The sequence below is a fragment of the Armatimonas sp. genome (assembly GCF_031410135.1).
GTDB lineage: Bacteria > Armatimonadota > Armatimonadia > Armatimonadales > Armatimonadaceae > Armatimonas.
Map to the genome: position 1 here is coordinate 1 of NZ_JANNYP010000252.1, position 13193 is coordinate 13193.

Annotated in this window: 12 protein-coding genes and 1 pseudogene; 4 read left to right on the plus strand and 9 right to left on the minus strand. The window is 58.3% G+C overall.

What is annotated here, in order from left to right; all coding sequences use genetic code 11:
* Positions 1-131: 131 nt before the first annotated feature.
* The 3 genes and pseudogenes from RMO15_RS09455 to RMO15_RS09465 all read right to left on the minus strand — a co-directional run.
* Positions 132-905 (minus strand): annotated as a pseudogene (locus RMO15_RS09455) (STM4013/SEN3800 family hydrolase); the annotation flags it as partial.
* Complete coding sequence (locus RMO15_RS09460) at positions 899-1954, minus strand: STM4014 family protein (protein WP_309711129.1); 1056 nt, start codon at positions 1952-1954, stop codon at positions 899-901. The gene RMO15_RS09460 and the pseudogene RMO15_RS09455, both read right to left, overlap by 7 nt.
* A 3-nt stretch (positions 1955-1957) precedes the next feature.
* Positions 1958-2914, minus strand: a complete 957-nt coding sequence (locus tag RMO15_RS09465) for an STM4015 family protein (RefSeq protein ID WP_309711132.1) — start codon at positions 2912-2914, stop codon at positions 1958-1960.
* A gap of 66 nt (positions 2915-2980) precedes the next feature.
* On the opposite strand from RMO15_RS09465, the gene RMO15_RS09470 reads away from it, so the two are divergent.
* A complete protein-coding gene (locus RMO15_RS09470) occupies positions 2981-3559 on the plus strand; it encodes an ankyrin repeat domain-containing protein (RefSeq protein WP_309711135.1) in 579 nt (192 codons plus the stop codon).
* A 13-nt stretch (positions 3560-3572) separates the two neighbouring features.
* Here the strand turns inward: RMO15_RS09470 and RMO15_RS09475 are convergent, their stop codons facing one another.
* Complete coding sequence (locus RMO15_RS09475) at positions 3573-4454, minus strand: glycosyltransferase family A protein (protein WP_309711138.1); 882 nt, start codon at positions 4452-4454, stop codon at positions 3573-3575.
* A gap of 129 nt (positions 4455-4583) precedes the next feature.
* On the minus strand, positions 4584-5036 hold the full coding sequence (locus tag RMO15_RS09480) for a hypothetical protein (protein WP_309711140.1): 453 nt from the start codon (positions 5034-5036) through the stop codon (positions 4584-4586).
* 117 nt (positions 5037-5153) lie between these two features.
* Here RMO15_RS09480 and RMO15_RS09485 point away from each other — a divergent pair, with 117 nt between their 5' ends.
* Complete coding sequence (locus tag RMO15_RS09485) at positions 5154-5300, plus strand: hypothetical protein (protein WP_309711142.1); 147 nt, start codon at positions 5154-5156, stop codon at positions 5298-5300.
* A 149-nt stretch (positions 5301-5449) separates the two neighbouring features.
* Here the strand turns inward: RMO15_RS09485 and RMO15_RS09490 are convergent, their stop codons facing one another.
* The 3 genes from RMO15_RS09490 to RMO15_RS09500 are packed head-to-tail and all read right to left on the minus strand — an operon-like array spanning position 5450 to position 9285.
* The gene (locus tag RMO15_RS09490; protein ID WP_309711144.1) at positions 5450-6898 is read right to left on the minus strand and encodes a HEAT repeat domain-containing protein; all 1449 of its coding nucleotides are present in this window, start codon (positions 6896-6898) and stop codon (positions 5450-5452) included.
* Between the two features lie 20 nt (positions 6899-6918).
* On the minus strand, positions 6919-8424 hold the full coding sequence (locus tag RMO15_RS09495; RefSeq protein ID WP_309711147.1) for a hypothetical protein: 1506 nt from the start codon (positions 8422-8424) through the stop codon (positions 6919-6921).
* Complete coding sequence (locus RMO15_RS09500) at positions 8425-9285, minus strand: hypothetical protein (RefSeq protein ID WP_309711149.1); 861 nt, start codon at positions 9283-9285, stop codon at positions 8425-8427. It abuts the gene before it with no gap.
* Positions 9286-9390: 105 nt separating this feature from the next.
* Between RMO15_RS09500 and RMO15_RS09505 the strand changes: the two genes are divergently transcribed.
* On the plus strand, positions 9391-12123 hold the full coding sequence (locus RMO15_RS09505; protein WP_309711151.1) for a BTAD domain-containing putative transcriptional regulator: 2733 nt from the start codon (positions 9391-9393) through the stop codon (positions 12121-12123).
* Here the strand turns inward: RMO15_RS09505 and RMO15_RS09510 are convergent.
* Positions 12095-12844, minus strand: a complete 750-nt coding sequence (locus RMO15_RS09510; protein WP_309711153.1) for a hypothetical protein — start codon at positions 12842-12844, stop codon at positions 12095-12097. The genes RMO15_RS09505 and RMO15_RS09510 overlap by 29 nt on opposite strands.
* Before the next feature lie 97 nt (positions 12845-12941).
* Here RMO15_RS09510 and RMO15_RS09515 point away from each other — a divergent pair.
* On the plus strand, positions 12942-13193 hold a 252-nt coding region (locus RMO15_RS09515; protein ID WP_309711155.1), incomplete at its 3' end, for a hypothetical protein.

The window sequence follows — 13193 nt, forward strand, 5'->3', positions numbered from 1 at the left end:
GGCGGATGGCAAGGTCTGCAGTATTTTGTCGATATCGCCACCTTTGGATGCACCGGCCGCCGCTTGCGTGGCGGCTGCCACCGCAGATCCGCCGGCCGATCCAGGCGCCCCGGCAACGGTCGACGAGCCGCCGGGTGCGCCAGCCGGTGCCCCGTGTAGCCCTCCTCACCGTAGGTCGTCCCGTGATCTGAGCAGAAAACACAGAGGCTCGTGCCCCGTGCTCGAAGTGCGTCAAAGAGCGGTGTGAGCTGGCTATCCACGTAGCGCAGAGCCGCCGCGTGGCTTTCGAGCGTGTCGCCGTGCTCACGCGTCTGGCCTGGCAGATAGAAATAGTTCGGCTGGTGCAGTGCCGAGAGATTGAGAAAGAGAAAGATATTTTCCCCCCCGCCCCCCGCTGGGCGGGGGAGTAATAATGCGGTGGCGAGGCGCACTTGGTTTTCGGTGGAGCTGGGCTCGGTCACTCCCAGAGACTCGTCCCAGTGCGCTGCGTCAAAGAGCGAGGGCAGCACGCAGCCCAGGGGCGTTTTCTGGTTAAAGAACCCCACGCCCCCGATGCAGATCGTGTGGTAACCGTGCTGCTTTAGCCCACTCACCAGATCGGGGGCATCAAAGACAGCGGTCTGGTGCGTGCTGGTCTCGCTTCCCGCAAAGCGCGCGGCAAAGAGGCGCGGGTGGGGGCCGGGGGATTTTGGAGTCGGCAAGAATCCCGCAAAGAAAGCGTGGTGCGCCGCATAGGTAAAGCTCCCTGGTGTGTGGCGCTCCTCCCAGCCGCTCGGGGGCAAGACCGAGGCAAGATGGGGGGTGCGCCCCGCCGCCCACTCGGCCACTGCCACGTCGTAGCGCAGGGTATCAAAGGTGACAAGCACGATATCGCCCTGTCCCAAAAATGCGGCGGCATCTAGCATGGGAAACCCAGCGCCTCTAGCTGCGCCTCATACGTGGTCTTTCCCTTATGGAGCGTGCCGGGGAGCAAGTCACCAAAGGCTTTGGCTTCCAGAAGCGCGAGCTTTCGAAAGCCAGGGAGCCACATCACATCCAGACCAAGATGTAGGCACTTGGGGAAACACTGCGCCGCACGCTCGGCCAGCTCGGTGAGGGCATCCCAGGCCGCGCTTCCGACCCGCTCTCGCACCGTGGCCGCATCGGCGCGTTTATTGAGCAGGTGCAGGTTGGTCATGGGGCTCTGGCTCAGGCGGGCGACCACGTGATGGAGCTTTCCCCCGATTACCAGTGCTCTCAGGTCAAAGGCACTGTTTTGCAGGCTCGCTTTGGGGAGCCACTCCTCGGCATGGAGCGTGTGTGGCGCAAGCGCACAGAGGAGGCTATCCAAGGCGTCGGTGCTCTCGATCTCACGAATCCGCCGAGAGTTAAAGAGCGTCCCCCCGACTTGCTCGACCGTGGTGTAGCCTTTCCAGCGGCCCTTGCCATCGGTGCGGATTGCGAGTGCCCCGGAGGCACTGGAGCCATGGGCAAGCTTGACAAATGCCTGGCGTACGCCAAGTGTACTCATGGCTTCTGCAAGCTCAGGTAGCGAGCCGTGCGCTCCCAGGCTCCGAGGAATCGTCAGGCCCGCCTCGGCGAAGCGCTGCTGCGTGGCGCGTTTATCAAAAAGCGTGATGATCTCACAGGGGGCACTGGTGAAGTGGCAGGGTGTCGCGGCGAGCTGCGCTAAAACGCGGCAGAAACCTGCGTACCAGCGTGCGGGAAAGAAAAGCTCTCCGCGCTCCGCCACGTACCCCACCCCAACCAGCGCCGCCTCGACAGCCGCATCACGCCCCAGCGACTCGATACGCACCAGATCGCCCGGCTGAACGTGCGCGGAAAGCTCCGTGCGGCCCTCGATCAGCTCCCGCCAGGGAACGAGAACCGCATCAGGCTGCCCATAGCGCTGGAGCGCCTCATTGAGAAAGCCAACACGGTTGCTTCCTGGGTTGCCAATCACGACCAGCCGCACGGGTTACTCGCTCACTGCGACATAGCGCCATTCCTCATCCCCATCTTTATCGGGTTCCTGTGGATCGCTGGCATCAAGTTCTATTCCGAGTGTCATTAACTTCGTAACTGTTGCCTCGGTCACAAAGTGGTAGTGGATGTCTAATTTTTTAAGTGTCGTGATAGCAGGGCACTCAAGAAGCGCGGTTGCACCAGAGTTACCTAGAGTCCCCAGCGAGAGATCTAATGTCTCGATATGATGCAGCAAAGGCTCGCTGCTCTTGGATGCCAGATGACCCGCCAACTCGTCGGCACGGTCGTAGTCGCGCAGTCCAAGGTAGCGTAGCTTTGGCCACTTTTCGTGTGCTTGAGTCAAGATGGTATGCAGGTCATCGGGCGTGGCATCTCCGCCGTACCTCTCTGTGCCCAGATAGAGCTCCAGATGCTCCAGCTCGGGCAGCTCCGCGATGCTGATTTCCTCGATAACACTCACTGCCAGCCCGCCTGTTTCGACAGCAAGTGACTTTAAGTGAGCGTGCTTCAGCACTCCAAACGTCAGCCCGACCTCATCGCGCATGCCTCCACGAACGGCGAAGTGCTCAAATTTGGGATAGGCATGAAAGAGCGGCGAGACATCCGCCAGCGCGATCCAGGAGACCTCACACTCCTCCGATGTAATATCGCCCAGAAAGAGTGCGGTGAGTGCTGGAAGGTGCTCACGCGCCCCCGCTAGAACCTCGACAACGCTAGTAAGTGTCTCATCGCCATCGGTGAGTGCTCCCCAGGCTCCCACAACTAGCGTCGTGATTGTCTTCACACCAGGTTGCTCCAGAAACTGCGCAAAGCGATCTGCCCAGGTTCCCTCATCTTCCCACTCCAGCCGAATGCGATACGCCGTCTCTGCGCTCAGTGGCCCACTCTCCGGTGTCCAGTCCACAACGGAGAGCCCCTGCCACGTCTCTAAGTTATTGTAGAATCCCATGGCGGATAGTTCGCCAGTCGTATGCGGAGTTCCTACATCAAGTAGCCGGGTAGAATACAAATACCTATGACTGAATCTGAGTTTCTCAAAGCCGCCACGACGGGCGATGAAGCCGCAGCACAAGCCGCGCTGGTTGCGAATCCGGCGCTTGCGGATCTGAAAGGCGTGGATGGCACGCCTGTCTCCCTTCTGGCGCTCTACCACGGACGAAAGGCGCTTGCGGAGGCGATGGGCGAGCTTCGGCACGAGACGCTCTCGATCTTTGAGGCGGCTGCGCTCGGGCGGATTCGAGATGTGTCGGTGCTGTTGCACTTACACAGGGATCGGGCCTATGAGTTCTCGTCGGATGGCTACACCGCACTGCACCTCGCGGCGTTTTTTGGGCACCACTACTGCGCCAAGCTGTTGCTGGAAGAGCGCACCAACCCCAATGCGGTGAGTAAGAACCCCATGCTGGTGACGCCACTCCACTCCGCCGTTGCCGGTAAAGAGGAGGTAGTGGTTGCGCCGATTGTGGCGCTCTTGCTCAATGCAAAAGCGAACCCAAACGCGCCGCAAGCAGATGGCTCTACACCCCTGAAGGTGGCGCAGCAAAACAGCCATGCACAAGTGGAGAAGCTTCTACGAGCTAAGGGGGCTATTTAGGAAACTGTTTTTCCTAGCCTTGAAAATGATAAGTGGGCTGCTTATCTTTATATTTCAGATAATATTTGCGGCTCCAGCGAGGAGCATAAACTATTACACAGGCCAGCTCCTTACTTAGTTCTACTAAGGAAATAAAGGTTTCTAGAGATAGTTGGCCCCAGAGTTTGTTGGAATAATACCAACTTTTCAGAATTATCTTGATTAGGCGTAAAGTGAACATTCCCCTGTTGCCAGTCTTGTAATATAGAACTGCATAACCTTCATGGAGTTTTCCTGAGATAATACCGGGACGTTTTTTTCTAGGCGGATGCATGACAATCGCTTCTGGTACAAATGGAAAATGAATACTTTGAGAGCGAAGACGTTCTCGGAAGTCAGCGTCCTCATGAGAAAAGGGAAAACTGGCATCAAATCCTTTGAACTGTTGAAAAAAAATTTTTTGCACCAAAAAATTACAGGGCCATAAAACTCCCCCAGTTATATTCACTGGGGTTTCATGCGTGAGGGGGCAGTACTCTTCCTCGCAGATGGTCTGTCCCTCGTAGACGAGAGTATCAGGATTGAGTGCGTTGGCATAGCCTTCGAGCCAACTGGGTTTGGGGATGCAGTCGTCATCGGTGAAGGCGATCCACTCGCCGTGCGCATGCTCTACACCGAAGTTTCGATTTGCTCCAGGGCCTTTTCGCGGGCCAGCCACCCAGCGAACCCAGGGGTAGTCCTCTTTGAGGAAGGCTTCGGCAGTGGATTCGCTGCCATCATCGGTGACGATGACTTCGTATTGATCTGCGGGAAATGTTTGTGCGCCTGGAGTTAGCTGATCCAGGCATATCTTCAGAAGGTCGTTGCGGTGCCGTGTGGGAATCACGACACTAATCAAAATGCTACTCTCATTCACGCCGTATTATAGTTCATGTAAGACGGTCTTACCAGAAGCATCCTGCAAGTACCGCGCGAGCTGTGTGGTGAGTATGGGGGCTTCGTGATGGGGCGCCATGATCTGGAAGGTTTTATCGAGAAGCTCGGGTTAGCGTTTCCCGATGACGCGTAGGGCTTCGGCGAGGTAGTCGCGCTGGGCTTGGTCGTCGGCGAGTAGAAAGCCTGCTAGCTCGGCAAGCGTGGTCTCGCCCTCCGTATAGGCTTGGGCTATCAGTGCTTGGAGCTTTTCGAGCTGGCTGCGCTCGTAGAGAAGGGCGTCTACGCAGACGCATGTGGCTTCCTCGCAGGGGGGCTCTTGGCAGCCGTGGCAAGCCTCCCAGCCGCCTTTGCGGGTGAGCCACTCCTGGAGTCCCAGAAGATGCTTGCTCTCTTCGTAGCTCCAGTGGGTCCAGAACCACGCTCGGCCTTGGCTGGCGCGTAGTAGGTTCTGATTGATCGCGGCGTAGTCGGGCAGGAGGGTCGCATCCCGCCAGAGTGCCAGTGTCGCTTCAATCAGTGCTGTACTGGGTGCACTGGCCTCGGCTTCTGTCGGCCAGCTCACCGAGATCCACGGGTTCTATAGGCGCTCCGCATCGGCGCGGACGAAGTGCGCTTTGTAGAGTGTGTAGACCTCCCGCTCGGTCTCTTTATCGAGCATCACGCCCATAAACCCCGAGCAGTGGTTGCGCCGATTGTGGCGCTCTTGCTCAATGCAAAAGCGAACCCGAACGCGATGCAGGCCGATGGCTCTACGCCGCTGAAGGCAGCGCAGCAAAACGGCCACGCACGAGTAGAAAAGCTCCTTCGTGCCAAAGGCGCACTCTAGCGCCCGGTGGATCTCATAGCGATTACATCGTCCTTCGCTTCGCTATACCACAACTATGAGCCTGAAACGAGTGGGTCGGCGTGGGTATCTCCTGCCCGTTTGATAGCATCCCTGACTGCATCTTGGCGGCAAGGCCAGTAGCCTATCGCCTAGGAAGTACTATTCAGAGCGAATCTTGCTTCCCGACGAACATGAGGATCTGGGTCTTGGCAGAGCCTGATGAGGAGCACTCGGATTTTCTCGTGAGGGAGGCGGCGTAGGGCATGTGCTGCTGCTGCCCGGAGGTAGGGTGTGGGATGCACGGAAAATCGTGTGATTGTTCTTAGGCTTCGCACAGATCCGGCATTTCCGAGAGCGAGTAGCACTAGGCGTTGCTCACTCTCATCTTTGGTTCGAGCCAGATGCGCCTCCAGGCGATCTACAACCACTTCTTGCTGTACCCCGGTTAGAGCATGGGCCAGTGCACCAAGCGCGAGGAGTGCTCCTGAGTTGGCGCAGTGGCGTGGGTTATAGGCAATGGTCTCTAGTGCCTTAGTACTCTCCGGTAAGGGGTTGGATAGGTTGGCAAAGCATCCCAAAATTCGTAGGGTTGTGTTGGAATCTCGAGAATACCGCCCCAAAAGGGCTAGGAGGGCACGCTGTGCCTCAGGAGTGCCGATACTGGCGAGTGCTTCGGTGACTAGGGCAAAGCGAGTCTCTCTTGCACTCTTCGGTTGCAAAGACTCCACAAAGCGCATACAGAGCTCGGGGTGGAGATAGAGGAGTGCTTGTAGCTTCAGCAGAGCCGACATCCGTGCTTTACCATCCCGAAGTGGCCCAGAAAGCAGAGCGTTGATGCTGGTGTAGGTTTCACTTCCGAGAGTTTTCGCCTTAAGCTGTCTCTCAAAGACCTCAGGGGCAAGCGAGACTAACAAGCCTGTCGCCACAAGGTTTTGGAGCGCGACGGGGCGTCGAGAGTGTACTATTGTCGGCAGGGCTGTGAGCTGGAGTGTCTCCTGCGAGGTGCCGACTTGCTTTCCTCCAAGCAGTGTCTGCTGGCTTCGTGTGTGCTGAAGTGTCTGGACGAAGCCACTTGCCGCCAGTGTCAGCTTCCCAACTCCTTGCACGGTCGTCTGAGTGGCGACTCCGCGCTGTCCGGGCCGCGTTATGAGCGCTTGAGCCCCGCTGAGGCGTCTTTGGTAGCGCCGTAGCCAGAGACGCTCCTCCGATTTTTCATAACGGACTTCGTAGCGCCCCCCGGCTTCGTCCTCAGTAAAAGTGCCTGCACTCGGAGCGGCAAAAACGGCGGGGCTCAGTGCCATCCGGAGAAGCGCCGCGGCTGCGGGGGGAAGTGTGGGTGGCAGAAAGAGCTGCGCGACGCGCCCCTGTGCATCCAGCTGAAGCCTGAGTAGGCTCTGCGCGAGTGCTTTTTCAAGCTTGTCTTCTTGTTCGTGCTGCTTCGTTTCTCCTTGCTGAAAAGTGACTTGCGGAGCAGATAGAGCTAGAGTAAGTGTCTTCTGTCCTTGTTGTGGTTCGAGTGTGAGCTTTACCAAGAGCCCCAGAGTGAGCCGCTGGCCATTGGCCTCACCCTGGCTCTCGTAGCGAAGAAGAAAGCGCATGTCTCTCATTTCTTTATCTTTCACTGCCCTGCGGGGAGCACGGGGATGGGCAGGAGCACGGGATCGTCGCCAAACGAGGCGATCACACCACTTTCTTTGAAGCCTTCCCACGAGAAGAGATCGGCATCCCAGAGAGTCTTGCGCTTGATCCGAAACGGGTCGGTAAAGGTCGGGGACCAGTAGCCGAGGCGCACAAAGGCATGGACATTTCCCTGGAGCGCGGTGAGGCTATGGCTAACTTGCAGAGGGGTGCGGATCGCATGGTGCGCGATTCCCTTGTGGCTCTCGATTGTGGGCTGCATCGCGGCGGTGAAGTCAATCTGGTAGTTCACCAGAGTCAGGTTGGCTCCCACACCTCCCTCAATCTTGGCAATGGGGAAGCCGACTGCCACACTGGCCTCTGCAAAAACCGTACTGGTGATAAAGGGCGAGACCCCAAAGCTCAACCCCGAGCTGGCGTCCGCGCTAATCCCTACCTTGAGTCCTCCTTCGCCGTGTGCTCCGATAGTGCCAACAGCGCTGATGCCGGGGATGATGGGAATTTCGATATCGTAGCGAAAGTCAATGGCCTTGGAGTAGGTCTGGGTAAGGCTTAGAGTGTCGCCAGCCTGGTCAATCGGGGCGATCAGATCTACACCCAGCACGGAGACCTCCGCATGCAGCTTGTAGCGGCTCCCTGGTATACGGATACGGGGTCGCCCCGTGAAAAGGCGACGGGTATCTTTTGCCTCCACGAGGCCGTGCACCAGCGAGGCATTATTTCCTAGAATCGTGGCGTTGAGATCGGCACTTGCCCGTGCGACGCGCTCATCACCGGCTCCCTTCACGGCCACACCCGCTTGTAGCCCGACGGCAAACCACTCGTTGCTGCCAAGCTCTAGGGCGACGGACTTCTCGCGCTGGAAGGTCTCGGGGCCTTTGTAGCGATCCTGCTCCCAGATCGCGGCGGCCAATTTCCGCTGGTTATCTATCAGGGTCTGGAGGCGAGCCTCTAGCTGGCTGGCACTCTCACGAATGCCTTTAACTTTGGGAGTGAGGGTAGCAAGCTTGGTGTCCCGAAGATTCTTGAGGTTTGTGGACTGCTGACGAAGCCGCGAGGCATTTAGCGTCGGACGCACCTGGAAAAGCGGCTTGGTCTCTTCGTCATCGGTGTAGAGCGAGTAGCCATCTTTGTTGAGAGTGCGCTCCAGCTCATTTTGGCCGTCTTGCGCCTCTTGTACCGTGATGCTCTGGCGATCCGCTGTGGTGATCCGTCGGTTTGGTTCTACAGGCCGCCCATTTTCTTTGAACTCCAGGGCCTGGAACTTCGTGACTGGTGTACGTCGCACCAGCCCGAGCTTCTCACGGCTGAGATCTATGCGACCTTTCCGAACCGCGTTTTGCGGCACGGCTGTCCCTAGGTTGGTGAGCGGCCCGACGGAAAACGGCTTGAATCGGGGAATCACTTGGACTTTGGGGGGCTGCGCCAGTGCAAACGCGGCCAGGCTCATCGAGAGAGCGACGAGAGTGAGAGTTCGTGCTTTCATCTAGTTGTCTGCTTTCTCGATCGTGAGATCGTAGGTGACGCGCTCTTCAGAAGTATCGGTTGTGCCCTCGCTCCAGATCTGGATGAGAAATGTCTTGGGCTTTAAGAGCGTGATGATTTTTTCTTCCCGTTTTTGCGTGTTGGGCTCGCCGTTGATCATCAGATGATCCCCCGAGGGGTTGAGCAAGATCCCACGTGCATCTTTCAAGAACACATTCACAAAGGGGCGCCCCGCTGACTTTGCGCCCACGGAGATACTCCACTTGCCCGCAGGAATTACCGCCTTGTAGTAGGCGGACTGGTTGTGCTCAAGCTCGCCCCCGACTCCCTCATCGGTGCCGATCACCGCATCTTTGATGGTGGCGGAGTAGCCAAGCGGGACAAAGTCTTTCTTCGTAGTGGGGACAATCGTGAGCCAGTAGTGTGTCTCGGTCTCGTCGCCGTTTTTCAGCCGGAGCCGTGCCGCCAGATTGCTCTTGAGGGAGAGAGTCTTGCCGGTACGCCACTCGGTGATGTTTTCTGCCCACGAGAGAAACTCACCGTTAAAGCCTGCCAGGCTAGAGCCATTGCGCTTGAGAACGGAGAGTCCGCCGTAGACACGCCGCGCATTGAGCCCCTTGCCGTCTACTAGAACCGTGTACTCCCCGGCGGGAAGCTCGATCGAGAAGTCCTGGGATTCGTCTTTGTCTAGCTCTACCAAGAGTGTTGTCCCAAGAGTGAGCACCGTTGCTGCTCCTGATTTTTGTGGCTTGGCCGGAGCTTCGTCTTGAGCAACTTGAACAAAAGGAAATCGCATGGCTTGCGCCGTTAGTGTGAGAGCGGAGAGCGCTCCGAGAGCCAGAAATAAACGAGATAGTTTCATGGTGAGTCCACCTTTCTATAGCGCTATTATCCGCACCAGGCGTGACAAGAGGCGTGACAAAAACAGAGGATTTTTGGTGATTGGTGTGCAATAAGTGGTGTAGAGATGCTGCGGATTTGCCTTCTGGGGAGCTATACGGTCGCGGACACAGAGGGAGCGGCGATCTCGCTGTCCTCAAAAGCGGCGCGTGCACTTCTGGTGCTGTTAGTTCTTGCACAGGGTGAGCCGCGTGAGCGCCTTGCTCTTGCTGCCAAGCTCTGGCCGGAGGCCGATGACTCCCTTGGGCTTTTTTACTTGCGCCGCACTCTCTCCGAGCTTCGCCGTGGCCTTGGCCTGCATGCCACGCGCGTGTGTACTCCCACCGCCCATACGCTTGCGTTTGCGACCGAGCCGACATTCTTCTGCGATATGCTTGCTTTTGACCAGGCTATCTCAAAGGCGGCTTGGGACGATGCCATTGCGCTGTACTTAGGCGCACTCTGGCCCGATACCGACTTTGAGTGGCTGGCTCAGGAGCGCGGTCTGCGTGAAGAGAGCCTGCTTGTGGCTTTAGAGCGAGCGGCCCAGCAAGCACGCAAAAACGGGGAGAGAGAGCGGGCAAAAGGCTACCTGCGTCAGGCACTGGCCAGAGAGCCCTTGCGTGAGCTCGTGGTACAGCTACTCATGCAAGTCCTCGCCGACGAAGGTGACTTGGTGGGAGCGCGGCAGGTCTTTCGAGCACTGCGGCGGCGCTTGGTGGAGGCACGGCTTGGGGAGCCGTCTGCGGAGACGCAAGAAGTCCTAAACCAGCTAGAGCGCCCCAAGTCTCTTTCTCTTTCTCTGTCTCCGGCTCCCCGAACCCTTCCCACTCCCCTGACGCGCTTCTTTGGCCGCGAGACGGAGTGCGAGGCACTGGTGCAGCTTCTCACCGACCCTATTGCCCGCTTGATTACCCTCACCGGCCCCGGTGGAATCGGCAAGACGCGGCTGATTTTAGAGGTGCTTCATCGGTCGCTACCCGACCATAAAGACCTCTGGTTTATTCCCCTCGCGGAGCTGACAGAGGCGGCGCGACTACCTCAGGTTCTCTGGCAGGCGATTGCACCGGGGGAGGCCACCGACGATCCCCTGCGCTCTTTGATCATGAGGCTTGATGGGATAAATACCCCTCTGCTGGTGTTGGATAACTTTGAGCAGCTTGTGGGAAAGCTCTCCCTTCGTTTCTTGCAGCAGCTCTTAGAGGCCGTGCCAAGCCTGACTTGCCTGGTGACCTCGCGCCGAAAACTTCAGCTGACGGGGGAGCGCCTCCTCACACTGACACCGCTTGCTGTTCCCGAAAAGCCGGGCAAGCCCGAGCGCCTGAGTGAGTTTCCCAGTGTCCAGTTCTTCGAAGACCGTGCCCGTGCCGTGCGCCCCGACTTCCAGCTCACGGAGCAGAACATGGCGGCGATTGCGGCGCTCTGCTGTCACACGGAGGGCGTTCCTCTGGCGCTGGAGCTGCTCACCACGCACTTGCGCTTGCTCACCCCGGAGACACTGGAGAGCTACATCGCGGGTAGTACGTTCTCGCTCCTCGCAGGCTCCAGTGCCGCCCTCCCCGAGCGTCACCAGAGTGTCTGGAGTGCAATCGAGACCACGGTTGCACTTCTTCCCCCGGGTCTTGACCGCGCTTTCTTTGCGCTCAGCACCTTCCAGGGAGGCTGGACTCTAGCAGCGGCGCAAGCTCTCTTACAGCTCGAAACCCCTATTGCGACACTATTGCTTCTAGAGCAGCTCGAAGCCTTTTCTCTGATTCACGGGGAAGGTAGCCGCTTTACCCTCCTGGAGACGGTTCGTGAGTTTGGCGCTCAAGCCCTCACCGAGCAGGAGAAACAGGAGCTGCGTGAGCGCCATGCTACCTATTTTTTAGCCTGGGCGGAGCAGCACGAGCCTCAGCTAGCCCAGCGCCAGCAGTCGCTTGCACTGGATTCCACGGCAGCCGACTGGTCCAATCTCGGGCTCGCGATGGCGCAGCTTGTGCCAGAAAAGAAGCTACGTCTGGCTTGTTTTTTAGCAATTTACGTCATCGTGCGCTCGGTGGGACTGGAGCTGCTGACTGAGGCGCATGCTGCGGGGCAAGAAGCGGATCTTGTCGGCACGCACACCATGGCAGATCTTGACAATCGCCTGGGAGCTATCTTCGCACAGCGCCGTGCATTTGCGCTAGCTGAGGAGCATATCCATGCGGCGCTTCGTACTTATCAGGTGATTGCGGACTATCGAAAGTCGGGGATGGCGCTGATTAACCTGGGCAATATTGCCATGGAGCATCAAGACTGGTCGAAGGCGGAGCAGCTCTTTACCCAGGCGGTTCCTCTTCTGAAGTCGGCTGCGGAGCTGCGGGGGCTGAGCATTGTGATGGGCAACCTTGCCCTTGCCGCGCTGAGACAGGGGCGCTTGGAGCAGGCAGCGACACTCCTTCACGATGCCTTGGCGCTCCGTGAGAGCCTGGGAGACCTACGTGGGATCGCGATTGTTTTTCTTATTTTTGGTGAGCTAGCTCGTGAGCGAGAAGAGTATGTCCAAAGCCAGGCACACTACGAGCACGCGCTAGCCGAGTTCCGCATGCTCAACGACCAAGCGATGCTTTCGAATGCTTTCGAAGGGCTTGCCGAGCTTAAAGTGGCGATGGGAGAGTTCGCAGCTGCGGCTTCCTACTTTGGGGGCGCATTCCATGCCCGCGTCGCTGCGGGCATGGACACTGCAAGCCCAAGCGAGCCTGCCATAAACGCCACAAAAGCGGCACTGGGCGACGATAGATTCGCCCAGCTCTTTGCAGAGGGAAGTGGCCTTATTGAAGATAGGTCGCTAGTGCTGTAGCCAGCTCGGGGGCTTCGTGGCTGGCGGCGACGGTGTTGAGTGCTTCGGTAAGGCGCTCGGGGTAGTGGCTGCCGATAATGCGGAGTGCCTCAGCTAAGTAGTCGCGCTGGGCTTGGGTGTCGCGGATAATCCAGGTTACCAGCTCGGCCAGAGTGCTCTCGCCCTCAGCTTGCGCCTGTATTTTCAGCGCTTCTAGCTTCTCTAACTGGCTTAGCTCGTAGAGGTAAGCATCCACACAGACCCCCGTGGCTTCGTCGCACGGTGGCTCCCAGCGGTACTGGGTCAGAAGCTCTTCAGCGGCACTGCTCAGTGCGTCTTCGTCCCAGCCACCCCGCCGCTGGAGCCACTCCAGAAATGCCACCAGATGCTTGCTTTTCTCATAGGTCCAGTGGGTCCAGAACCACGCGCGGCCTCGGCTGGCGCGTAGTAGGTTCTGGTTGATCGCCGCGTAGTCGGGCAGAAGGGTCGCATCCCGCCAGAGTGCCAGGGTCGCCTCAACTAGCGCGGTGCTGGGCGCACTTGCCTCGGCTTCTGCCTCTGTTGGCCAGACCACCGAGCTCCATGGGTTCCACAGGCGCTCCGCATCGGCGCGGGCGAAGTGCGCTTTGTAGAGTGCGTAGAGCTCCCGCTCGGTCTCTTTATCGAGCATCGCGGCGGCAGAGCGCTCGGTGGTGGCGTTCTGCCGTGCGTTGAGTTCGTCGTCTTCGTGGCTGCGTAGCATAATGATTGCCTCTTGGTATCATAGAGCCCGAGTCCCAGTCATGGGCCAAACGGCCTATTTCACGGAACCGATGCCTAGGGAAAGGGGTTAGAGAGATATGGATTTTCCTCAGACAACCAGTATTCATTTAGAGCTAGGCACCGTGCGCCAGCCCTACAACAGTGCACGCATCTTTGGCGACACAGGCACAAAGTTCTCCCTGCGCGATCTAATCGGCAAAGGGAGCTTTGGCTATGGCCGTGTTACCGTTCTAAGCCCTCTTAATGACAACCACACCCTGCGCCTTGTGGTGGCACCACTGGGCTACTCAGGGACGGGGCAGTTTGCCGCCCCCGTGCGCTTTCAGAAC

Bases quoted from the DNA above. Each gene is read 5' to 3' on its own strand.
- RMO15_RS09490 (WP_309711144.1), bottom strand. From the start codon at position 6,898: ATGCGCTTTCTTCTTCGCTACGAGAGCCAGGGTGAGGCCAATGGCCAG.
- RMO15_RS09465 (WP_309711132.1), bottom strand. From the start codon at position 2,914: ATGGGATTCTACAATAACTTAGAGACGTGGCAGGGGCTCTCCGTTGTG.
- RMO15_RS09470 (WP_309711135.1), top strand. From the start codon at position 2,981: ATGACTGAATCTGAGTTTCTCAAAGCCGCCACGACGGGCGATGAAGCC.
- RMO15_RS09510 (WP_309711153.1), bottom strand. From the start codon at position 12,844: ATGCTACGCAGCCACGAAGACGACGAACTCAACGCACGGCAGAACGCC.
- RMO15_RS09495 (WP_309711147.1), bottom strand. From the start codon at position 8,424: ATGAAAGCACGAACTCTCACTCTCGTCGCTCTCTCGATGAGCCTGGCC.
- RMO15_RS09500 (WP_309711149.1), bottom strand. From the start codon at position 9,285: ATGAAACTATCTCGTTTATTTCTGGCTCTCGGAGCGCTCTCCGCTCTC.
- RMO15_RS09505 (WP_309711151.1), top strand. From the start codon at position 9,391: ATGCTGCGGATTTGCCTTCTGGGGAGCTATACGGTCGCGGACACAGAG.